This window comes from Kitasatospora sp. NPDC088548 (genome assembly GCF_044753005.1).
Lineage (GTDB): Bacteria > Actinomycetota > Actinomycetes > Streptomycetales > Streptomycetaceae > Kitasatospora.
In genome coordinates this window covers 29,581-50,918 of record NZ_JBIVMI010000001.1, presented here as the reverse complement: position 1 = coordinate 50,918, position 21,338 = coordinate 29,581, and the positions used below count along the sequence as shown (strand labels likewise).

Annotated in this window: 19 protein-coding genes; 12 read left to right on the top strand and 7 right to left on the bottom strand. The window is 73.1% G+C overall.

The annotated features are described in order from the left end of the window. Positions 1 to 67: 67 nt before the first annotated feature. The 11 genes from ACIP82_RS00220 (at position 68) to ACIP82_RS00170 (ending at position 10,887) form a co-directional block, all read left to right on the top strand. On the top strand, positions 68 to 1,840 hold the full coding sequence (locus tag ACIP82_RS00220) for an ABC transporter transmembrane domain-containing protein (protein ID WP_400650274.1): 1,773 nt from the start codon (positions 68 to 70) through the stop codon (positions 1,838 to 1,840). A 112-nt stretch (positions 1,841 to 1,952) separates the two neighbouring features. Then, a complete protein-coding gene (locus tag ACIP82_RS00215; RefSeq protein WP_363611750.1) occupies positions 1,953 to 3,725 on the top strand; it encodes an ABC transporter ATP-binding protein in 1,773 nt (590 codons plus the stop codon). A gap of 128 nt (positions 3,726 to 3,853) precedes the next feature. Beyond that, positions 3,854 to 4,099: a LapA family protein gene (locus ACIP82_RS00210; RefSeq protein ID WP_400649234.1), complete on the top strand. Its 246-nt coding sequence runs from the start codon at positions 3,854 to 3,856 to the stop codon at positions 4,097 to 4,099. Positions 4,100 to 4,131: 32 nt separating this feature from the next. Next, positions 4,132 to 4,860 carry an amino acid ABC transporter ATP-binding protein gene (locus ACIP82_RS00205; protein ID WP_363611796.1) on the top strand — a complete coding sequence of 243 codons (729 nt, stop codon included), beginning with the start codon at positions 4,132 to 4,134 and terminating at the stop codon, positions 4,858 to 4,860. Positions 4,861 to 4,869: 9 nt separating this feature from the next. Next, complete coding sequence (locus ACIP82_RS00200) at positions 4,870 to 5,772, top strand: glutamate ABC transporter substrate-binding protein (RefSeq protein ID WP_363611754.1); 903 nt, start codon at positions 4,870 to 4,872, stop codon at positions 5,770 to 5,772. Between the two features lie 13 nt (positions 5,773 to 5,785). Next, the gene (locus tag ACIP82_RS00195; RefSeq protein ID WP_363611756.1) at positions 5,786 to 6,430 is read left to right on the top strand and encodes an amino acid ABC transporter permease; all 645 of its coding nucleotides are present in this window, start codon (positions 5,786 to 5,788) and stop codon (positions 6,428 to 6,430) included. Beyond that, on the top strand, positions 6,427 to 7,296 hold the full coding sequence (locus tag ACIP82_RS00190; RefSeq protein WP_400649230.1) for an amino acid ABC transporter permease: 870 nt from the start codon (positions 6,427 to 6,429) through the stop codon (positions 7,294 to 7,296). Before ACIP82_RS00195 ends, ACIP82_RS00190 begins: the two co-directional genes overlap by 4 nt. A 133-nt stretch (positions 7,297 to 7,429) precedes the next feature. Next, entirely contained in the window at positions 7,430 to 8,335 is a 906-nt protein-coding gene (locus ACIP82_RS00185; RefSeq protein ID WP_363611760.1) for a LysR family transcriptional regulator, read from the top strand. Positions 8,336 to 8,412: 77 nt separating this feature from the next. Further along, a complete protein-coding gene (locus tag ACIP82_RS00180) occupies positions 8,413 to 8,994 on the top strand; it encodes a cysteine dioxygenase family protein (RefSeq protein ID WP_363611762.1) in 582 nt (193 codons plus the stop codon). A 7-nt stretch (positions 8,995 to 9,001) separates the two neighbouring features. Next, the gene (locus ACIP82_RS00175; RefSeq protein WP_400649228.1) at positions 9,002 to 10,087 is read left to right on the top strand and encodes a YeiH family protein; all 1,086 of its coding nucleotides are present in this window, start codon (positions 9,002 to 9,004) and stop codon (positions 10,085 to 10,087) included. An 89-nt stretch (positions 10,088 to 10,176) separates the two neighbouring features. Further along, positions 10,177 to 10,887: a spermidine synthase gene (locus ACIP82_RS00170; protein ID WP_400649225.1), complete on the top strand. Its 711-nt coding sequence runs from the start codon at positions 10,177 to 10,179 to the stop codon at positions 10,885 to 10,887. Positions 10,888 to 10,919: 32 nt separating this feature from the next. Here ACIP82_RS00170 and ACIP82_RS00165 read toward each other — a convergent pair whose 3' ends face one another. The 5 genes from ACIP82_RS00165 to ACIP82_RS00145 all read right to left on the bottom strand — a co-directional run bounded on the left by ACIP82_RS00165 (position 10,920) and on the right by ACIP82_RS00145 (position 17,641). Further along, positions 10,920 to 13,205, bottom strand: a complete 2,286-nt coding sequence (locus ACIP82_RS00165; protein WP_400649222.1) for a glycosyl hydrolase family 18 protein — start codon at positions 13,203 to 13,205, stop codon at positions 10,920 to 10,922. 431 nt (positions 13,206 to 13,636) lie between these two features. Continuing rightward, positions 13,637 to 15,445 (bottom strand): hypothetical protein, encoded by a 1,809-nt coding sequence (locus ACIP82_RS00160; protein ID WP_400649219.1) that lies wholly within the window; start codon positions 15,443 to 15,445, stop codon positions 13,637 to 13,639. 120 nt (positions 15,446 to 15,565) lie between these two features. Continuing rightward, positions 15,566 to 16,408 (bottom strand): TetR/AcrR family transcriptional regulator, encoded by an 843-nt coding sequence (locus ACIP82_RS00155; RefSeq protein WP_363611770.1) that lies wholly within the window; start codon positions 16,406 to 16,408, stop codon positions 15,566 to 15,568. A 171-nt stretch (positions 16,409 to 16,579) separates the two neighbouring features. After that, positions 16,580 to 16,975, bottom strand: a complete 396-nt coding sequence (locus ACIP82_RS00150) for a peptidase inhibitor family I36 protein (protein WP_400649217.1) — start codon at positions 16,973 to 16,975, stop codon at positions 16,580 to 16,582. A 138-nt stretch (positions 16,976 to 17,113) separates the two neighbouring features. Beyond that, positions 17,114 to 17,641, bottom strand: coding sequence for an NUDIX hydrolase (locus ACIP82_RS00145; RefSeq protein ID WP_400649214.1), 528 nt, complete (start codon positions 17,639 to 17,641; stop codon positions 17,114 to 17,116). 77 nt (positions 17,642 to 17,718) lie between these two features. On the opposite strand from ACIP82_RS00145, the gene ACIP82_RS00140 reads away from it, so the two are divergent. Next, positions 17,719 to 18,954, top strand: coding sequence for a serine hydrolase domain-containing protein (locus ACIP82_RS00140; protein ID WP_400650271.1), 1,236 nt, complete (start codon positions 17,719 to 17,721; stop codon positions 18,952 to 18,954). Positions 18,955 to 19,014: 60 nt separating this feature from the next. Here the strand turns inward: ACIP82_RS00140 and ACIP82_RS00135 are convergent, their stop codons facing one another. Together ACIP82_RS00135 and ACIP82_RS00130 are read right to left on the bottom strand one after the other, a co-directional pair. Then, positions 19,015 to 19,338: a nuclear transport factor 2 family protein gene (locus ACIP82_RS00135; RefSeq protein WP_363611776.1), complete on the bottom strand. Its 324-nt coding sequence runs from the start codon at positions 19,336 to 19,338 to the stop codon at positions 19,015 to 19,017. A gap of 280 nt (positions 19,339 to 19,618) precedes the next feature. Further along, positions 19,619 to 21,142: an aldehyde dehydrogenase family protein gene (locus tag ACIP82_RS00130; RefSeq protein WP_400649211.1), complete on the bottom strand. Its 1,524-nt coding sequence runs from the start codon at positions 21,140 to 21,142 to the stop codon at positions 19,619 to 19,621. Positions 21,143 to 21,338 lie beyond the last annotated feature (196 nt).

The following is a 21,338-nucleotide window of genomic DNA, read 5'->3' as shown; positions in this document are numbered from 1 at the left end:
GTCCGAGATCCGGGCCGCGCCACCGGCCGTCCGCGCCACCCGCCCGTACCACCCGCAACGGAGCGTCATGCCGCTCAAGACCTTGCCGCTGGCTGATCCCGGCAGCCCCGATCTCTCTTCACCGCTCGCCTTCCTGCGCTGGCTGCAGCGCAGCCAGCGGCGCGGGCAGGTGCTCTCCACCTGCTGGGCGCTGCTCGAGATGGGGTGCCAGGCGGCCCTGCCGATACCGCTCGGACTGGGCGTCCAGGCCGCCGTCGACGGCGACGGCGCCGGGATCTGGCGGGCTGGGGCCGCCGTCCTGGCCCTCGCCGCGGTCGCCTCGCTCGGCGCGGTGCTGCTGCACCGTCAGGCGGTGTGGAACTGGATCCACGCCGCCACCCATGTCCGTCAGCTGGTGGCCCGTCAGGCCTCCGGCCTCGGCGCCGGGTTGTCCCGCCGGATCGCCACGGGCGAGATCGTGGCCGTCGGCAGCGGGGACGTCGAGAAGATCGGCTGGTATGTCGAGCTGATCGCCCGGCTCCGCGCCGGGGTGGTCGTCTGGCTGGCGGTGGGCTGCGCCGTGCTGGTGGCCGAACCACTGCTCGGCCTCATCGTCCTGCTCGGTGTACCGGTTCTGGCCGCCGCGGTCTGGCCGCTGCTCGGCCCGTTCGAACGGCGCTACTCCGAACAGCGCGCGCTCGGCGGCAAGGCCACCGAGCTGGCCGCCGACACCGTCGCCGGGCTGCGGGTGCTGCGCGGCATCGGTGGCGAGGAGCTGTTCCTGGCCCGGTACCGGGTCGCCTCGCAGAAGGTCCGCGCCGCCGCCGTCCGCTCGGCCCGGGTCCGGTCCCTGATGCAGGCTCAGCAGGTCCTGCTGCCGGGACTGTTCGTGGTCGGCGTCACCTGGTACGGCGCCCACCTGGCCGCCGACGGCCGGATCACCATCGGCACCCTGGTCGCCGTGTACGGCTCCACCGCCTTCCTGGCCGCGCCGCTGCGCATCCTGGGCGAGGCCGCGCACGCCTGGAGCGTCGCCAGGGTCTCGGCCGGCCGGGCCGTCCGGGTGCTCTCGCTCAGCCGCACCGACGGCACGGCCGGGGCCGCGCTGAGCCGGCCCGGACAGGCCGACCTGTACGACCCGGCGACCGGCCTGACCGCCCGCGCGGGCGAGCTGACCGCCGTGGTCTGCGGCGACCCGGACTTCGCCGGCGCACTCGCCGAGCGGCTCGGCGGACACGTCCCGCTCGCCGACGGCGAGCAGCCGCAGCCCTCCGTCCGGCTCGGTGGCACCGAGCTGGACACCGTCCCGCTGACCGAGGCCCGGGCGGCGGTGCTGGTCCACGACAAGGAGCCGGTGCTGCTCTCCGGCACTCTGGCCGGGCTGTTCGACATCCCCGCCTCGGGCCGGTTCGCGCCGGCCGACGCGCTCGCCGCCGCCCGTGCCGACGACGTCCTGGACGCCCTGGTGGACGGCTCGCCGGACTGCGCGGGGGACGCGATGCGGGCGCGGATCACCGAGCGCGGCCGCTCGCTCTCCGGCGGCCAGCGTCAGCGGCTGGCGCTCGCCCGCTCGCTGCTGGCCGACCCGCCGGTCCTCGTCCTGGACGAGCCCACCAGCGCGGTCGACGCCCACACGGAGTCGCGGATCGCCGCCGGGCTGCGCAGGCACCGGGAGGGCCGCACCACCGTGGTCTTCGCGACCAGTCCGCTGCTGCTCGACCAGGCCGACCGGGTGGTGCTGGTGCTGGACGGCCGGGCCGTCGCGGCCGGCCGCCATCGCGAGCTGATGCACACCGAGCCCGGCTACCGGGCCGTGGTCACCCGCGACGAGGAACCGGCCGCCGTCGGGGAGGGCGCATGACCGTCGTCCGCCCCCCGGCCCGTCCGGCTTGCCCCACCCACCTGGCCCGCCCTGCCCGCGGCGAACGTCCGGCCCACCGCGACCGCCCGGCCGGAGAACAGAGGAGCACCGTATGAAGCCCCCCGCCCATCAGGAGCAGGGGCCGGCCACCACGCTGCCGGTCGGCTCCCCGGCCGCCGTGCGCTCCTACCTGCGGCTGCTCGCCCGGCGTCACCGGGCCGGCTTCTCGTCCGTGGTGGCGCTGCACTCGGTGGCCACCGTGGCCGGGCTGGTCGGGCCCTGGGTCCTCGGCACCCTGGTCGAGTCACTGGCCACCGATACCGCCGAGACCGCCGTCGCGGCCGCCGTCGGCTGGTACCTGCTGGCGCTGGTGGTGCAGTCCGCCTTCACCTGGTGGTCCCGGATGCGCGGCAGCATCCTCGGCGAGCGCGTCCTGGCCGACCTGCGCGAGGACTTCCTGGTCCGCTCGGTCGCGCTGCCCACCGGCGTGCTGGAGCGGGCCGGTACCGGGGACCTCGTCTCCCGGGGCACCACCGACATCGACCGGCTGGACAAATCGGTCCGCGAGGCGGCGCCCGAGCTGGCCGTCGCCGTGGTCTCGCTGCTGCTGGTGCTGGGCGCGCTGGTGATCACCTCGCCGCTGCTCGCGCTCACCTCGCTGATCGGCCTGCCGCTGCTGCTCGCCAGCTCCCGCTGGTACTTCCGGCGGGCCCCGCAGTCCTACCGGAACGAGTCGGCCGGCTACGCCGCGGTGAACACCGTGCTGGCCGAGACGGTGGACGCCGGGCGGACGGTCGAGGCGCTGCGCCTCGGCGACCAGCGGGTCCGGCTGACCGACCGCAAGCTCGGCGAGTGGCTCGCCTGGGAGCGGTACACCCTCTGGCTGCGGTCGGTCTGGTTCCCGACCATCGACGCGGTCTACGCCCTGGCCGTGCTCGGGACCCTGGTCCTCGGCGGGCTGTTCACCCTGCGGGGCTGGATCACCGTCGGCCAGCTGACCACCGGCGTGCTGTACGCCCAGGCGCTCGTCGCCCCGGTCGACCTGATCCTGCGCTGGTACGACGAGCTGCAGATCGGGCAGGCCTCGCTGGCCCGGCTGGTCGGGGTGCGCGAGGTACCCGAGCACGAGAGCGACGAGGACGCCCTTCCGGACGGCCGGCAGGTCCGGGCGACGGACGTCCGGTTCGGCTACCGCGAGGGCGCCGACGTGCTGCACGGCATCAGCCTGGACGTCGCCCCGGGAAGCCGGGTGGCGCTGGTCGGGCCGTCCGGCGCGGGCAAGTCCACCCTGGGCCGGCTGCTGGCCGGGATCTACGCGCCCGGCCGGGGCAGTGTCACGCTCGGCGGGGCGGCGCTGGCGAGGATGCCGGCCGAGCGGGTCCGGGCACAGGTCGCGCTGGTCAACCAGGAGCACCACGTCTTCGTCGGCACCCTGCGGGACAACCTGCGGCTGGCCGTGCCGGAGGCCGACGACACCGAGCTGCGCGCCGCGCTGGACGCGGTGGAGGCCGGTGACTGGGTGGACGCGCTGCCGGAGGGCCTGGACACCGAGGTCGGTTCGGGCGCCACCGCGCTGACCCCGCCGCAGGCGCAGCAGCTGGCCCTGGCCCGGCTGGTGCTGGCCGATCCGCACACCCTGGTGCTGGACGAGGCCACCTCGCTGCTGGACCCGCGGGCCGCCCGGCACCTGGAGCGCTCGCTCTCCCGGGTGCTGGAGGGCCGGACGGTGATCGCCATCGCCCACCGGCTGCACACCGCGCACGACGCGGACGTGATCGCCGTGGTCGAGGGCGGGCGGATCAGTGAGTACGGCAGCCACCCGGAGCTGGTGGCGGCCGGTGGTCCGTACGCGGCGCTCTGGCGCTCCTGGCGCGACGAGCGATGACGCGAACGGTCATGATCGACTACAGCTGGTGAGCGAAGGTAAACCCGCACGGGGTGAGATTGCCCCGTGTGGGTTACTCCTGGGCGCGTAACCGGACAAATCGGGTTCGCGGCCAGCAGACTGCGCGGGTGACCAAGATTTCAGACGGCTCGTCCGGTTCCAAGTGCAGCGAAATCGCGGGAATCCCCACCCGGTACATCGGGATCGGCGTCATCGTCGTCCTGGCGGTGTGGTTCCTGTTCGCCAACCTCGACAAGGTGAAGATCCAGTTCTGGGTGCTCACCGTCACCGCGCCGCTCTGGATCGCCCTGCTGGCCACCCTGCTCGCCGGCGGCGCACTGGGCTGGCTGCTGAAGGGCCGGCGCGGCAAGTGACCACCGCCCCCGGGGCCTCCGGCTTCACGCCGCTGATCGAGCTGCGCGGCGTCAACAAGCACTTCGGGGACCTGCACGTCCTGCAGGACATCGAACTGACGGTCGGGCGCGGGGAGGTCGTGGTGGTGATCGGCCCGTCCGGCTCCGGCAAGTCCACACTCTGCCGGGCGATCAACCGGCTGGAGCCGATCGAGGCCGGCACCATCGTGATCGACGGGCAGGCGCTGCCCGAGGAGGGCAAGGGGCTGGCCCGGCTGCGCGCCGAGGTGGGGATGGTGTTCCAGTCCTTCAACCTGTTCGCGCACAAGACCGTGCTGCAGAACGTCTCGCTGGCCCAGATCAAGGTCCGGGGCCGCTCCCGGACGGAGGCCGACGCCAAGTCCCGGGCGCTGCTGGAGCGGGTCGGTCTGGCCTCGCAGGCGGACAAGTACCCGGCGCAGCTCTCCGGCGGCCAGCAGCAGCGGGTCGCCATCGCCCGGGCCCTCGCCATGGAGCCCAAGGCGCTGCTCTTCGACGAGCCCACCTCGGCCCTCGACCCCGAGATGATCAACGAGGTGCTGGACGTGATGCGCCGGCTCGCGAACGAGGGCATGACCATGGTGGTGGTCACCCACGAGATGGGATTCGCCCGCGCCTCCGCCAACCGGGTGGTCTTCATGGCCGACGGGCGGATCGTCGAGGACCGCGCCCCCGAGGCCTTCTTCAGCGCTCCCGAGAGCGCGCGCGCCCGGGACTTCCTGTCCAAGATCCTGAAGCACTGAGGCGGCGCCATGAGGGAGATGACCGCCGCACGGCTGCTCGCCGTCGCCGCGCTGGCCCTGCTGCTCACCGGCTGCGGCAAGCCGGGCACCCCGCCGCCCAAGGGCCCGCAGGCCGGTGCCCTGCCCAGCTACCAGGTGCGGAACGCCGCTGACATCACCGGCTCGCCCACCCTGGACGCCGCGCGCAGCCGCGGCCACCTGGTGGTCGGCGCCAAGGAGGACCAGCCCTACCTCGGCGAGAAGAACCCGGCCACCGGGGAGTACTCCGGCTTCGACATCGAGATCGCCAAGATGGTCGGTGCCTACCTCGGGTTCGCCCCGGACCGGATCGAGTTCAAGACCATCGCCTCGGCCAACCGCGAGACCGCGCTGCAGAACGGTCAGGTGGACTTCTACGTCGGCACCTACACCATCAACGACAACCGCAAGAAGCTGGTCGGCTTCGCCGGGCCGTACTTCATGGCCGGACAGTCGCTGCTGGTGCGCAAGAAGGACAACAGCATCCACGGTCCGGAGGACCTGAACGGCAAGAAGGTCTGTTCGGCGGCGGGATCCACCCCGTACCAGCGGATCCAGCAGCAGTACCCGAAGGCCAAGCTGATCGGCTACGACACCTACTCGGCCTGTGTGGACAACCTGATCACCGGCCAGGTGGACGCCGTCACCACGGACAACAGCATCCTGCTGGGCTACGCGGCCAAGGTGCCGGACGAGCTCAAGGTGGTCGGCCCGCTGTTCTCCCAGGAGCCGTACGGGATCGGGACCCCGAAGAACGACACCGTGCTGCGCGACGCGCTGAACGACGCCCTCGTCCAGCACGAGGAGAACGGCGACTGGAAACGGGCCTTCGAGGCCACCCTCGGCCTCTCCGGCGCGCCCGCGCCCACCCCGCCGCCGATCGACCGGTACTGAGAGGGCCCGCGCTGTGAAGACGCTGACCGACAACTGGTCGATCTACTGGAACGGCTTCCTCGGCACCCTTTCACTGTTCGCGGTGAGCGCCGTGCTGTCGCTGGTGCTCGGCGTGCTGATCGCGAGCTTCCGGGTCTCGCCGGTGAAGCCGCTGCGGATCTTCGGCACCGGCTGGGTGACCCTGCTGCGCAACACGCCCCTGACGCTGCTGTTCTTCATCGTGGTGCTGGGCCTGCCGCGGTTCGACATCACCCTGCCGTTCTTCACCTTCGCGGTGCTCGCGCTCGGTTGCTACACCTCGGCGTTCGTCTGCGAGGCGATGCGCTCGGGCGTCAACACCGTGCCCTCCGGGCAGGGCGAGGCGGCGCGCAGCCTGGGGATGACCTTCGGCCAGACGATGGGGCTGGTGGTGCTGCCCCAGGCGTACCGGTCGGTGGTCGCGCCGATCGGCAGCGTCATGATCGCGCTGGCCAAGAACACCGCGATCGCCGGCTCGTTCAGCGTGACCGAGCTGCTCGGCACCTATCGGACCATCAACGAGCTGGGCTACAGCATCGTCTGGACCTTCGTCTGGATCGCTGTCGGATATCTGATCATCACCCTGGCTATCAGCGCCGTCTTCAATCTGCTGGAACGACGAGTGGCGGTGTCGCGATGACCCTTCAATCCTCGGCGCTGTACGACATTCCGGGCCCACGGGCGATCGCCCGGCACCGGCTGTACGGCGTGATCGCGCTGCTGGTCATCCTGGCGCTGATCGGGTGGATCGTCTACATGCTGTTCCACACCCACCAGTTCACCTACCGGAAGTGGATGGCCTTCGAGTACCAGGGCGTCCAGGAGCTGCTGCTGCGCGGGCTCGGGAACACGCTGAAGGCCTTCGGCTGGACGGTGCTGTTCGCGCTGCCGTTCGGCGCGCTGTTCGCGGCCGGGCGGCTCTCCGACCACCGGGTGGTGCGCCGGCTCTCCACGCTGGTGGTCGAGTTCTTCCGGGCCATGCCGCTGCTGGTGATGATCTTCTTCATCTTCGTCGCGCTCAAGGTGCAGCCACTCTGGGCGCTGGTGGCCGGGCTGGTGCTCTACAACGGTTCGGTGCTCGCCGAGGTGTTCCGGGCCGGTGTGCTGGCGGTGCCCAAGGGGCAGCGGGAGGCGGCGTTCGCGCTCGGGATGCGCAAGACCCAGGTGATGACGTACGTGCTGGTGCCACAGGCCAACCGGGCGATGCTGCCGGCCATCATCAGCCAGCTGGTGGTCGCGCTCAAGGACACCTCGCTGGGGTTCCTGATCACCTACGAGGAGTTCCTGCACGCGGGCAAGCTGATCGCCACCAACCTGGACTACGATCTGCCCTTCATCCCGGTGGTGATGGTGATCGCGCCGATCTACATCGGGATGTGTCTGCTGCTCTCCTGGCTGGCGCACCTGGTCGAGCGCCGCGGCCGACGCCGCCCCAGCATGCGCGGCGGCCCGCCGGTGGCCAGGGCGGAGGTGGCGATGGGGCTGCCGCCGTCGGTGCAGCAGTAGCCGGGAGCGGTGGGGGAGACGGTTCGCTCCTGGACCATAGGTGCGGATGGGGTTATGCCAATGACCTCCAAAGTCTGCTTATGATTACCCGCGCGGGGAGCAGCGGACGGGCGGTCGGAGGGCGGTGGAGCCGGTGTTCGACTCACGCCACATCAGGACCTTCCACGAGGTCGTCCGGGCCGGTTCCTACTCGGCGGCCGCCCGCGAACTCGGCTACACCCAGCCGGCCATCACCCAGCAGATGAAGGCCCTCGAACGCACCGTCGGCGTACCGCTGTTCACCCGGGCCGGGCGGGGGCTGCGGCTCACCGAGGCGGGCGAGGCGCTCTCCCGGCACGCCGAGGTGATCCTCGGCAGCCTCTCCGCCGCCCAGCAGCAGCTCGCCGCGCTCGCCCGGCTGCGCGCCGGGCGCGTCCGGGTCTGCGCCTTCCCCAGCGCCAACGCCACCCTGATACCCGAGGCGATGGCCAGGCTGCTCGCCGAGCACCCCGGGGTCCGGGTCGAACTGCTGGAGGCCGAGCCGCCGGACTCCGTCCAGCGGCTGCTGCGCGGCGAGTGCGACATCGCGCTGGCCTTCCGCTACCCGGGTGTGGCCGCCGAACTGCCGGACGGCCTGGACGAGATACCGCTGATGGAGGACCTGCTCACGGTCCTGCTGCCGGTCGGCCACCCGCTCGGCCGCCGGCACGCCGTCCGGCTGGCGGACCTCGACGGCGAGCGCTGGATCGCCGGCTGCCCGCGGTGCCGGGCCAACCTGCTGCACGTCTGCGCGGAGGAGGGCTTCGCCCCGGACATCGTCTTCTCCACCGACGACAACCTCGCCGTGCAGAGCCTGGTCGCCGCCGGGGTCGGCATCGCGCTGATGCCCGCGCTGGTGCTCTCCTTCATGTGCCACCGCAAGGTCACCGGCCGGGCCGTCGAACCGCACCTGCGCCGCCAGGTCAGCGCGTACGTGCTGCGCGACCACCGCCGGATCCCCGCCACCGCGCTGGTGCTGGACCAGTTGCGGTCGGCCGCCGCGGCCAGGGTCGGCTGCTGAACCCATAAGCCCGCGTTGGGTAACCCTGAAGAAACCCTCGTTGGACGTGATAGGTCGGCCGGGTCGAACCTGCTGGCATGACACCCTCAGCCACGGTCGGCAGTGACCGGCTCACCGAGCGTATGGCCGCCCTGATCGGCGAGATCCGCGCCGTCGTGGACCGCGGCCTGCCTCCGGAACTCACCGCCTACCTGGTCGGCGAACGACTCGCCCCGCACCTGCTCGCCGGCCCTGACGGCGCCGACGCGCTGCTCACCGCTGGCCAGCGCGAGGGCGACCCGGACCGCTACCGTCAGCACGTCCTGCACGCCGAGCCCGACGGCGGCTTCTCCGTCGTGGCCCTGGTCTGGCTGCCCGGCCAGGAAACCCCGATCCACGACCACGTCTCCTGGTGCGTGGCCGGCGTCCACCAGGGCCAGGAGAGCGAGACCCGGTACCGGCTGGTCTCCGACGGGCGCACCGCCCACCTCGTGGAGACCGAGCACGTGGTCGGCCCGGTCGGCAGCGTCGCCGCCTTCGCCCCGCCCGGTGACATCCATCTGGTCCGCAACGCCTGCGGTTCCACCGCCATCTCGATCCATGTGTACGGCGCCGACATATCCCGGCTCGGCACCAGCATCCGGCGGGTCTACCGGCTGCCCGCCGACGGGCGACGGTGAGCGCGCGGTGGCACTGACCGTCCGGGAGCGGCACACCCGCACCCGTCTGCTGCCCCCGCTCGGCGGGGACGCCCCCGGCCTGCTGCTCGCGGCGCTCGGGGTGGCCGCCGCGATCGCCGTCCACCAGGCCGTCCCCGCCGTGCCCAAGCTGACCGCCGCCGTCGTACTCGGGATCGCGGCGGCCCACCTGCCCGGGCTGCGGCCGGTGGTCCGGGGGGTGGCCAGGTCCGGACTGTCCACCGCCGGGCGGCGGCTGATGCGGATCGGCATCGTGCTGCTCGGCCTCAAGCTCGGCCTGGACGACGTGCTCGGCCTCGGCTGGGCCACCGTCGGCATGGTGCTCGCCGTGGTCTCCGTGACCTTCGCCGGCACCTGCTGGCTCGGGCGCCGGCTCGGCCTGCCCGGCGACCAGCCGCTGCTGGTCGCCACCGGGTACTCGATCTGCGGGGCGTCGGCGATCGGCGCGGTCAGCCAGGCCGCCGGCAGCGAGGAGGAGGACGTCGCCGCGTCGGTCGCCCTGGTCACCCTCTGCGGGACCCTCGCCATCGCCGTCCTTCCGCTGCTCCAGCACCCGCTCGGGCTCGGTGAGGCCGACTTCGGGCGGTGGGTCGGCGCCAGCGTGCACGACGTCGGCCAGGTGGTCGCCACCGCGCAGACCGGTGGGGCGGGTGCGCTGCGCGAGGCCGTACTGGTCAAGCTGATGCGGGTGGTGCTGCTGGCGCCGCTGGTCGCCGGAGTCGCCGTCGCGGTGCGGCGCGCGCACCGGGCCCGCGCTGCCGGGTCGGACGGGTCGGACGGGTCGGACGGGGGAGCGGCGGGCGGGCGGGCCGGGCGCCCGCCGATCGTGCCGCTGTTCGTGGCAGGCTTCCTCGGGATGATCGCGCTGCGCAGCACCGGTGTCCTGCCCGAGCGCGCGCTCACGCTGGCCGGCGACGCCCAGGAACTGCTGCTGGCCGCCGCCCTGTTCGGCCTCGGCAGTGCCGTGCACCTGCCCAGCCTGGTGCGTACCGGCGGGCGGATCGTTCTGCTGGGCCTCGCCTCGTGGGTGATGATCGCGGGGATCTCCTACGCGGGGGTGCTGGTCACGACGTGAGCGAGGGACGCGGGGGCTCCGCTATTGTCGGGCGGGTACTCGCTCGGCGAGAGAGCCCGAGCCCGGAACCGAGCTTCGAGGAACGCCGCATGTCCACCGCACTGCCCGAACGGGACGGTTACGACGCCGTCGTCACGCTCGACCGGCGGGAGGGCCCGTTCGGCGAGGTGGTACTGCGGCAGCGCGGTCGGCACTTCGAGATCATCGCCAACGGCTGCTTCCTGATGGACACCGCCGACGGGCGTTCGGAGCGGCTGCTGATCCAGGCGGCGCTGGACGAGCTCGACCGCACCGGTGCCGCGGTGGAGCGGCCGTCGGTGCTCATCGGCGGGCTCGGGGTGGGCTTCTCGCTGGCGTACGCGGCGGCCGAGCCGCGCTGGGGCCGGATCGCCATCGTCGAGCGGGAGGACGCGATCATCGACTGGCACCGCACCGGGCCGCTGGCGGCCTTCTCGGCCGGCGCGCTGGACGACGAGCGGGTCGCGGTGCTCCACACCGATCTGCTGGAGTACCTGGCCGCGGCGGACGGCGAGCGGTACCACGCGCTCTGCCTGGACATCGACAACGGCCCGGACTGGACGGTGACCGACTCCAACGCCGGGCTGTACGGCGCGGACGGGCTGGCCGTGCTCCGGCACCGGCTGCGGCCGGGCGGGGTGCTGGCGGTCTGGAGCGCGCAGCCCTCCCCGGCCTTCGAGGAGGCGCTGCGCGCGGCCGGCTTCGCGGACGTGGTCACGCACGAGATCCCGGTCGCCCGGGGCGTGCCGGACGTGGTGCACCTGGCCCGCCGCGCCGGCTGAGCGGGCGGCGGGCAGGTGCGGCGACAGCCGGGTTACTTCAGGCCGTTGTCCACGGCGGCCATCAGCTCGCCGCCGGCGGTGTCACCGTCGAAGGACCAGACCATCGCGCCGGCCAGCCCCTGGGACTTGATCCAGGCGGTCTTGCGGGCGATCTCGGTCGGGTCGTCGTAGGTGTAGAACACCGTCCCGTTGTAGAGGTACGAGAAACCGGCCACCGGATCCCGGTAGAGGGTGTAACCGCCGCTCGTGGCCAGGTCCTTGAGCTTGTGGTAGTCCTCGAACCCGGCCTCGTAGCTGCCCGGCGCGGGGCCGGTCGCGCTCTGGAAGAGGCCGTTGGTGGTGCCGCGCGGCACGCCCGTCCAGCCGCGTCCGTAGAACGGGATGCCCAGGGTCAGCTTGCTCTTCGGGGCGCCGCCGTTGACGTAGGCGTTGATCGCGATCTCGGAGCTGAACTGGCGGTCCGGGGTACTCGGGTCGCCGGCCGCGAGCTTGATCGCGGACTGCTGGTTGGTGCTCATCTCCCAGCCGCCGTGGTAGTCGTAGCCCTGGATGGTGGCGAAGTCGAAGGCGCCGAACAGGCCCGGGACGTCGATGCCCGCGGTGATCTTCGCCGGGTCGGCCGGGAGGAAGGCGCTCAGCGTGTAGTGCTTGCCGGTGGTGGTGCCGAGCGCGTCCAGCTGACGGCGGAACTCCTGGGCCAGCAGGGTGTAGTTGGCCTTGTCGGCGGGCTTGTAGATGTTGCCGAGGTGCCCGTCGGAGTTCGGCCACTCCCAGTCGAGGTCGATGCCGTCGAAGATGCTGGCCGCGCTGCCCGCGCCGCCGCGGCCGTCGATGACCGGCAGGTTCCCCTTGATGTACATGTCGATGCAGGAGCTGACCAGCGCCTTGCGGGAGGCGTCGGTGGCCGCCGCGTCGGAGAACCACTTGCTGTACGACCAGCCGCCGATCGAGATCTGGATCTTGAGGTTGGGGTACTTGGCCTTGAGCTGCTTCAGCTGGTTGAAGTTGCCGGCCAGCGGCTGGTCCCAGGTGTCCGTGGTGCCCGCCACCGAGCTGCCGGCGTCCCAGCCCTTGCCGAAGTCGGCCCAGGCGTCACCGGCGCCGTCGCCCGCGTTGGGGTCGGAGTCGTTGCCGGCCGCCTTGTTGGTGATGAAGCACTGCTTGGTGGTCGGGTGGATGTTGGCGAAGGCGTAGTTGAGCGTGGTGAGGCGGCCGGCCGAGCCCGAGGTGTCCAGCTTCTTCACGCTGTAGCCGCGGGCGTAGATGGACCACTGGGTGAAGTAGCCGATCTTCAGCGCGCCCGGGTTGGTGCCGCCCGGCTTGGTCTTGCCGGTCACCGGGCCGGAGGCGGTGGAGACGTTTCCGGCCGCGTCGCGGGCCTTCACCGTGAAGGTGTACGAGGTGTCCGGGGCCAGGTTGCCGACGGTGGCGGCGGGGTCGGTGACGGTCGCGGCGAGCGCGGTGCCGTTGTAGACGTCGTAGGCGGTGACGGCGACGTTGTCGGTGCTGGGGGCCCACGCCAGGGAGATGCTGTTGGCGTCCGAGCCGGTGACGGTCGGGGTGCCGGGGGTGGTCGGCGCCTGCCTGTCCGGGTCGGTGGGCGGCTTGGTCGTGACGCTCAGCGGACCGGCGGCGGCCGAGCGGTTGCCCGCAGCGTCGAAGGCCTGCACGGTGAACTGGTAGGTGGTGCCGGCGGTCAGGCCCTTGACCGTGACGGCGGTGGTGCTGCCGTCGGTGGTCGCCACCTTGGCGCCGTTCTGGAACACGTCGTAACCGGTGACGGCGACGTTGTCGGTGCTCGCCGTCCAGGACAGATCGGCCGTGGTCTGGGTGGAACCGGTGGACTGGAGGCCGCCGGGAACGCTCGGCGCGGTCTGGTCCCCGCCCGTGCCGTCACACGGCTGGCCGTTCAGCTTGCAGTTCAGCAGCGGCGCGTAGGTGCCCGAGTAGGAGACGTTGAAGCCGAGGTTGTACGAGCCGCCGGGCGGCAGGCTGCCGGCCCAGCTGGGGTTCTTGACCGTGACGTGGGAGCCGGAGGTGGTGTAGGTGGCGTTCCACAGCGAGGCCAGCGTGTTGGCGGTCGGCAGGTCGAACTCCAGGGTCCAGCCGTTGACCGGCGCGCTGGAACCGTTGGCGATGGTGTAGCTGCCCTCGTAGCCGGCGCCCCAGTCGCTGCCCTTGGTGAACGTCGCCGTGGCGGAGCCCGCGGCGGTGGCGGGGCCCGCGGCGGCGGTGGTGGCGGGCAGTGAGACGGCGAGTAGTGGGACGAGCAAAGTCCCGGCCGCGAGCAGCGGCAGTTTGATCCGACGTCGTTGCATGAAGATGGCTCCTGTCCTGGGGCCTCCGGGCATGCCGGGTCGCCCCGTTACCTGTGGGGAGGTGTCAGGTGCGTGGAGCAGCGTGCGGGAGCTCCGGCCGTGGGGTGGCGCGGAACGGGAGACCTCGGGCCGTCGGGGTGCCACGGAGGGTCCTGTGCTTACCGAGGGTAAAGAGCCCTTCGTCAACTGGCAATAGGTCTGTACCAGTTGGCGGCCGTGTGCATGGCAGAGCCCTGCGGCGGGCCTTGGTTGACCTGGGGCTTTGTCAACAGCATTGGGCCGGTTGGCTGTTCGGTGTGGCTTCGGTGCGGAGGGAATGGGGGTGGGGGCTTCTGGCAACGGCGCGGTGGCCGTCCCGTCTGGGGACGGGACGGCCACCGGGGCGCGGTTGGGCCTGGCGTTCGGCCTCGGCCTCGGTTTCGGCCTGGGCCTCAGCCGAAGGGGCTGGTCTCCGGTGCGGCGGCCGGGGCGGTCTCGGCCGGGGCGGGGGAGGGGAGGTCCTGCGGGGCGAAGGGGTTGAAGTCCGGCGGCGGGATCATCACCGGCGTGCCCTTCGGCTTGCGCTCCGGGTCGTCCGGGGTGTCAGCGCCCTGGGCGGAGACGGTCGGCGGGGCCGAGGGCGGCGGCGGGACGGGCGCGGGCTGCCGCGGGATGGTGGTGCCGAACGGGTCGGCCGGCTGGTCGGCCGTCACCGTGCCGAACGGGTCGGCGGTGTGGACGGCGGCCGGGACGGTCTCGGCCGGGGCGGGGGACGGGAGGTCCTGCGGGGCGAAGGGGTTGAAGTCCGGCGGCGGGACCATGACGGGGGTGCCCTTGGGCGGCTCGTCCTGCGGTCGTTCGGCGGGCGCGGGGTCGGCGGTCGTGTCCCGCAGGTGCGCCGGCAGCGGGGCGGAGGCGTCGGGTGTGGTGCCGTCGGGTGTGGTGTCGTCCGGCGAGAGGGCGCCGGACGTGCTGTCGGGTGCGGCCTCGTCGGGGGCGTCGGGGGCGGAGGCGTAGGTCAACGGTGCGGGCTCGACGGCGGGTGGCGCGGCCTCGACGGGCACGGCCGGCGCGGTGGTGACGGCGGGGGCGGGCAGCGTGCCGGGCACGCCGTCCCAGCCGAACTGCACGCTCTTCAGCAGCTCGGCGAAGACCTCGGTGTACAGCTCCCAGTCCTGCGGCTGGGCGGTGGACAACTGGACGCAGAGCACCGAGACGCCGTCCGGCAGCGGGACGAACGCCTCCACGACCGAGGTGACCACCCAGCGCCGCAGTCCGTCGGCGGCCAGCGGGCCGGGCACCGGGATGCTGCGGGCCTCGACCAGGACGGCGGCCGGACCGGCGGGCAGCAGCACCGTCCAGACCTCGGCGTGCCGGCGGACGGTGGCCAGTTCGGTGGCGAGGCCGGTGATCGGCAGCGGGTGGCGGGCCAGCGAGACCACCAGAGTGGCGTCGGTCGCCCGGCCGTTCGCCTCCAGCGCGGACACGCCCGCGTAGACCGCGCCCGAGGAGGTGACCAGGTCCGCCAGGGTGGCGGCGATCACCGCGAAGTCCCGGCGCGGTGCCGGGCCGGTACCGCTGAACAGCTCCTCGGCGGTCTCGGCCAGATGTGCCGTCAGCTCCTCGGCTGCCGCGGCGGCGGCCGGATCCGTACCGTTCCCCGCTGCCGGGCCGGTCGGCACCGTCCGGGCGGAGACGCCCGCCGGGCCGCCCGGGGCGGTCAGCGGGTGGAAGCCGGGCGGGAGCACCAGCCGGACCTCGGCGCCCGCGCCGGTGGGCAGTTCGACCGCTTGCCGGGTCTGCTGCCCGGATGCCAGCGCGGCCAGCGCGGCGGCGAACGGCGGGCGCAGCTTCAGGTCGGCGATCTCGCCGGTCACCGGCAGCTCGAACAGCGCCGCCGAGGTGGTGCCCCGGTCGGCCACCGCGCCGCGGACCGCTCCGCCGCCGTAGCGGGCGAGCAGCCCGGCGGTGACCCGCTCGGCCACCGGGGTACCGCTGCCGGGACGGGTCGTGCCGGCGGTGAGTACGGTGCCGAGCCGGTCGACGGCCGCGTGCACCGGGCCGTTCGGCGCGAGCGGCAGGTTGAACAGCGCCTCGGCCTCGGGGTGTGTGCCCGCGCGCAGGGCGGTCAGCGAGGCCGCGGGGTGGCGCGAGGTGAGCTCGTCGAGGAGCGCGTCGGTGAGTGTGCCGAGGGTCGCGGAGACCTGCTCCGCCGCTGCGAAGGGGCTGGTCTCCGCACTGAACTGGCCGTGCTGGGTCAACTGGTGAGCCCCCGCTCTGCTGCGTGTACGTGTGGTGGTGCCGGCAGATCCGTGCACATTCCTATCAGAGGCCGCCGCCGGGGCAGAACCGGCCGCCGGGGGGCCGGGCGGCCGGGCCCGTCAGAGGGCGGCCGGAGGGACGGATCCGGAGGCCAGCGCGGCGACGGTGTCCGCGATCCCGGGGGCGGCGAACAGGGCGGCGAGGTCGCGCACCAGGCGCCCGGTCGGGCCGTCGGGGCGCTCCCCGGCGAAGAACCCGGCGAGTTCGGCGGCCAGCGCGGGCTCCCGGGCGGCGGTCAGCGTCAGGGCGGCCACGAACTCCTGCACCAGGTGGAGTTGGAGCTCCTCCAGCGGCACCGAGCGGTCGGCCAGCCACTCCAGTGAGGTGATCTCGGCGTTGGCGATCCAGGCGCGGACGGCCAGTCGCAGACCGGGGCTCGGCGACGGGACCGCCAGATGGGCCAGGATCTGGTCGTGCGCGGCCCGCCGGACCTCGTCGATCACCGCCGAGGTGCCCGGGCTGGCCGCCACCGAGCCGCCGCGCAACAGGGCCGCGAAGCCGGGGCCGTGGCTCTGGACGAAGTCCAGGTAGCGGCCCATCACCCGGTACAGCCGCTCCGACAGCGGGCCATCGGCCGGCTCCTCGAAACGGCCCGCCAGCTCGTGTCCGGCCCGGCGCAGCGACTCCTCGTACAGCGCCTGTTTGCCGGGGAAGTAGTGGTAGACCAGCGGCCGGGAGGCGCCGGCCGCCGCCGCGATGTCGTCGATCGACACCTCCTCCGGCGGGCGGCGGCTGAACAGCTCCAGCGCGACGGCGATCAGCTGCTCGCGCCGCTCGTCCACGCTGAGCCGCCGACGCGGCCGTTCGGCGCCTCGGTCGCCGCTCCGGCCGCGGCCGTGGACGTCACCGCTTCGGTCGGGGCGTGCGGACGTGGGCGACGCCGACGGCGTTCGGGAAGCCATGCGCGCCACCCTATCCGGCCCGTGCCGCGCGCCCTAGCCGGGCGCATCGGACCGTCCAACAGGGCGGTCCGATACGCCCGGACCGGGGGAGTGGCCCCGTCAGGGGGATCCGGCCCGCCCTCCGCTTCCGCCCCCCCCCGGAGCACCGGCGCGGGCGGTCCTGGTGCCGCGTCAGCACTCCCACTTGTGGGAGCGCAGGTAGGTGCCGGCCCCGGAGAGGTTCAGCTTGGCGTCCTTCGCCAGACAGAACACCTTGGTGCCGCCCCAGTCGGTGGCCGTGTAGGCGGACACGGGCGCACCCGACTCGCCGTGGTTGTAGACGGACCGAACCCGGGTGCCGGCGGCCCAGCCGCACACGATCTGGCCGTTGGACCAGTCCGCGTCGTCGACCCGCCACTCGCACCTGGATCCGGTCCCGTTGTCGCCGGTCCAGGCGCAGAACAGTCCGGACGCGCAGTCCGGGTAGCCGGTGGCCGTCGCCTCGGCGGAGGCCGGGAACAGCCCGCTCAGCGTGGCCGCCACGGCCATCCCCGACACCACTCGCACCACCCTGCTGATTCGCACCATCAGATCCCCTCGTCCCAGGTCGCTCGGGCATTGCCGTGGTCACGGCAGTGCGGACACGAACCTAGAACCCCCAACCGCCGGGCGGCAGGGCGCGACCAGGAGCGCGGAGGATCGTGCACGGGAGTGCGGCTCACCGGATCACGCCCCTGCTGGAGGAAGCGTCGCGCGGAACTCCAGGTAGCGGCGGTACGCCTCGATGCCGTCCGGGACGAACTCGTCGCGGGCCAGCCGGGCGTCCAGCTCCCGCGGGGTCAGCCAGGCGTGCCAGGCGACCTCCGACTCCTGCGGCGCGACCGGGCCGTTCCACCGGGCCTCGTACACGTCGCACCACCAGGAGAGGCCGTCCCGCCGGAACAGGAACTTGAACAGCGGGCGCGGCTCGATCCCGCTGACCCCCAGTTCCTCCTCGGCCTCCCGGACGGCCGCGCCCGGGTAACTCTCGCCCGCGCCGACCACCCCGCCGACGAACATGTCGTACACGCCGGGGGCGAACATCTTGGTGTCGGTGCGCCGGTGGACGAAGAGCCGTCCGGCCGGGTCGCGGACCAGGACGAAGACGCACCGGTGGGTCAGCCCCCGCCGGTACACCTCCCCGCGCGTGGCGGTACCGGTCACCCGGTCGTGCTCGTCGACGACGTCCAGCAGCTCTTCGGCAGGGTTGGTCATGACGGACAGGTTAGGGTTCTCCGGGCCCGGATCGAACGCGGGCACGAGTACGGAACGACGGGTTGAGGCGGCACGCGGTGGTGGAGATCCGGGGCGGGACGGCCGAGGGCTTCGAGCCGGTCAGGGCGGCCTTCGCGGGCGGCTTCCGTGAGCACGGCGAGCTCGGCGCGGCGTTCGCGCTGTACGTGCGCGGCCGCAAGGTGGTCGACCTGTGGGGCGGCGACGCCAGGCCCGAGGTCGGCGGGCGGCCCGCGCCGGCCGTGCCGTGGACGGCCGGCACCGCGCAGGTGCTGCGCTCGGTCACCAAGGGCCTGACCGCCACCACGGCGCTGCTGCTGGCCCAGCGTGGGCAGCTCGACCTGGACGCGCCGGTCGCCGAGTACTGGCCGGAGTTCAAGGCGGCCGGCAAGGAGCGGGTGCCGGTGCGCTGGCTGCTCTCGCACCAGGCCGGGGTGCCCGCGCTGGACGTGCCGCTGGGCCTGGCCGACGTGCTCGGCTGGGAGCAGGCGGCGGCCGCCGTCGCCGCCCAGGCGCCCGCCTGGGAGCCCGGCACCGCGCACGGCTACCACCCGTACACCTTCGGCTGGCTGGTCGGCGAGGTGGTGCGGCGGGCGAGCGGGCGGACCGTCGGCCGGTACTTCGCCGAGGAGATCGCCCGCCCGCTCGGCCTCGACCTGTGGATCGGACTGCCGGCCGACGCCGCGCACCGGGTCGGGCGGCTGGTGGACCTGCCCGCGCCGCAGGCCGCCAGGACCGGCCCGAGCGGGCTGCGGCTGCGCCCCAAGCAGGCGGTGCGGGACGCCTACCGGGACCCGGCCTCGCTGACCGCCCGGGCGTTCGCCTCGGTGCGGCCCGAGGTGGACCTCAACGACCCCGTGGTGCAGGCCGCCGAGATACCCGGCGCGGGCGGCATCGGCACCGCCCGCTCGCTGGCCCGGTTCTACGCCGCGCTGATCGGTGTCGCCGACCGGCAGGGGGGTGGCACGGCGCCGCCGCCGCTGCTCGGGCCGGAGCTGCTGGCCCGGGCGGCCGGTCCCGCGGTCAGCGGGCCGGACCGGGTGCTGATCGTGAACTCCGCCTTCGGCCTGGGCTTCTTCCGGCACGGCCCGACGTCCCCGATGGCCTCGCCGGCGAGTTTCGGCCACCCGGGCCGGGGCGGTTCGCTGGGCTTCGCCGACCCGGACCTGGGCATCGGCTTCGGGTACGTCACCAACGGCATGCAGCCCGGCGTCACGGGGGACATCCGTTCCCGGGGCCTGATCCGGGCGGTGCGGGCTTGCCTGGACGGGGGCGCCGCGGACCACCTGCGGTAGGGCCGGGCGGCGCCACGTGCGTGTGCTTCGCGCGTCGGCCTGTGCGGTGGACCGGGCCGGTCAGGCCTGGCCGGTCTCGAAGCGGCCGATCCGGTCGCCGACGACGGTGAACCGCCAGACGGTGCGCATCTCGCCCCAGGTCTCGTTGCTGTAGTTGGCGATCAGCGACCGCCCGCTGTCCGATTCCGACTGGACGTCCATGTGGCCGCGGCTGGAGAAGATCTCACGGTCGATCCAGTCCCGCAGGTCGCGGTCGGAGCCGTCGTCGGACATCGTCGCGTCCGCGGTGAGCAGGTTCAGGAAGGCGTCCTGGTCGCCCGCGTTGATCGCGGTGACGGCGGCGCGGACGGTCGGGTCGGAGAGTTTGGCGGTGGCGATGGTCATGCGGGGTCTCCCAGGAGTGAAGGGTCGGGACTCCTGTTTATGGCGTCACCCGGTCGTGTTCGGGCATGTCGGCGGCGCGTCGGAGATTTCGGACATCCATGTGCTTGGATCCCGATATCGGTGAGGTGCTCAGCGAGGGAGACGCGGCCGGGAGCTCGTACGGGCGCCGGGCCGCGGGCCACGGGGAGTGGTTGCGGGGTGGGAGGCCGGACCGGCCTCCCACCCCGCTTCTTCGCTTCCCCGGTGAGGGGCGTGCCGTCGCCACCGGGGCGCGCCGGGTCTAGAAGAAGCCGAGGGCGTCGGGGGAGTAGCTCACCAGCAGGTTCTTGGTCTGCTGGTAGTGCTCCAGCACCGCCTTGTGGTTCTCCCGCCCGATGCCGGAGTTCTTGTAGCCGCCGAACGCCGCGTGTGCGGGGTAGGCGTGGTAGCAGTTGGTCCACACCCGCCCGGCCTGGATGGCCCGCCCGGCCCGGTACGCGGTGTTGCTGTCCCGGGTCCAGACGCCCGCGCCGAGCCCGTAGAGGGTGTCGTTGGCAAGGGTGATCGCGTCGTCGAAGTCCTCGAAACGGGTGACGGCGAGCACCGGACCGAAGATCTCCTCCTGGAAGACCCGCATGCCGTTGACGCCCTCGAACACGGTGGGCGTCACGTAGTACCCGCCGGACAGCGCGCCGCCGAGGTCGGCCCGTTCGCCGCCGGCCAGCACCTTGGCACCCTCGGCCTGACCGATCTCGATGTAGGAGAGGATCTTCTTCAGCTGGTCGTCGCTGGCCTGGGCGCCGACCTGGGTCTCGGTGTCCAGCGGGTTGCCCTGGCGCATCGAGCGCACCCGGTCCAGACCGTCGGCGAGCAGCCGGTCGTACACCGAGGCCTGGATCAGCGCCCGGCTCGGGCAGGTGCACACCTCGCCCTGGTTGAGGGCGAACATCGCGAAGCCCTCCAGCGACTTGTCGTAGAAGGCGTCCTGCTCGGTGGCGACGTCGGCGAAGAACAGGTTGGGGCTCTTGCCGCCGAGCTCCAGCGAGACGGGGATCAGGTTGCCGCTGGCGTACTGGGAGATCAGCCGGCCGGTGGTGGTCTCGCCGGTGAAGGCGATCTTGCGGATGCGGTTGCTGGACGCCAGCGGCCGGCCGGCCTCCAGGCCGTAGCCGTTGACCACGTTGAGGACGCCGGGCGGCAGCAGGTCGGCGGTCAGTTCGGCCAGCAGCAGCACGGACGCCGGGGTCTGCTCGGCGGGCTTGAGCACCACCGCGTTGCCCGCCGCCAGCGCGGGGGCGAGCTTCCAGACGGCCATCAGGATCGGGAAGTTCCACGGGATGATCTGGCCGACCACGCCCAGCGGCTCGTGGAAGTGGTACGCCACGGTGTCCTCGTCCAGCTGGGAGAGGCCGCCCTCCTGGGCGCGCAGCGCACCGGCGAAGTAGCGCAGGTGGTCGACGGCGAGAGGCAGGTCGGCGGCCAGCGTCTCGCGCACCGGCTTGCCGTTCTCCCAGCTCTCCGCGACCGCCAGTGCCTCCAGGTGCTCGGCCATCCGGTCGGCGATCCGCAGCAGGACCTGGGCGCGTTCGGCGGGCGGGGTGCGGCCCCAGGACGGGGCGGCGGCGTGGGCGGCGTCGAGCGCGGCCTCGATGTCCTCGGCGGTGCCGCGGGCGACCTCGGTGAAGATCTCGCCGGTGACCGGGCTCGGGTTCTCGAAGTACTCGCCGCGGACCGGCGGCGTCCACCGGCCGCCGATCCAGTGCTCGTAGCGGGGGCGGTAGGCGATGATGCTGCCGGGCTGTCCCGGGGGCTGGTAGACCGTCATGCTCGGGTGTCTCCTCGCGATGTCGGGCGCCGCCCCGGCGCACGGAGGGGCGGCGCGCCGGGCCGCGAACCGGGCGGCCCGGCGGAGGGTACGGACACACATGGACCGGGCGTCCCGCCGGGGCACCCGCCGCCGATCACGATAGCCGGGGACGGCGGGCGCGGCTACGGGCCGTGCGGGTCGGCTCCACGCAGAG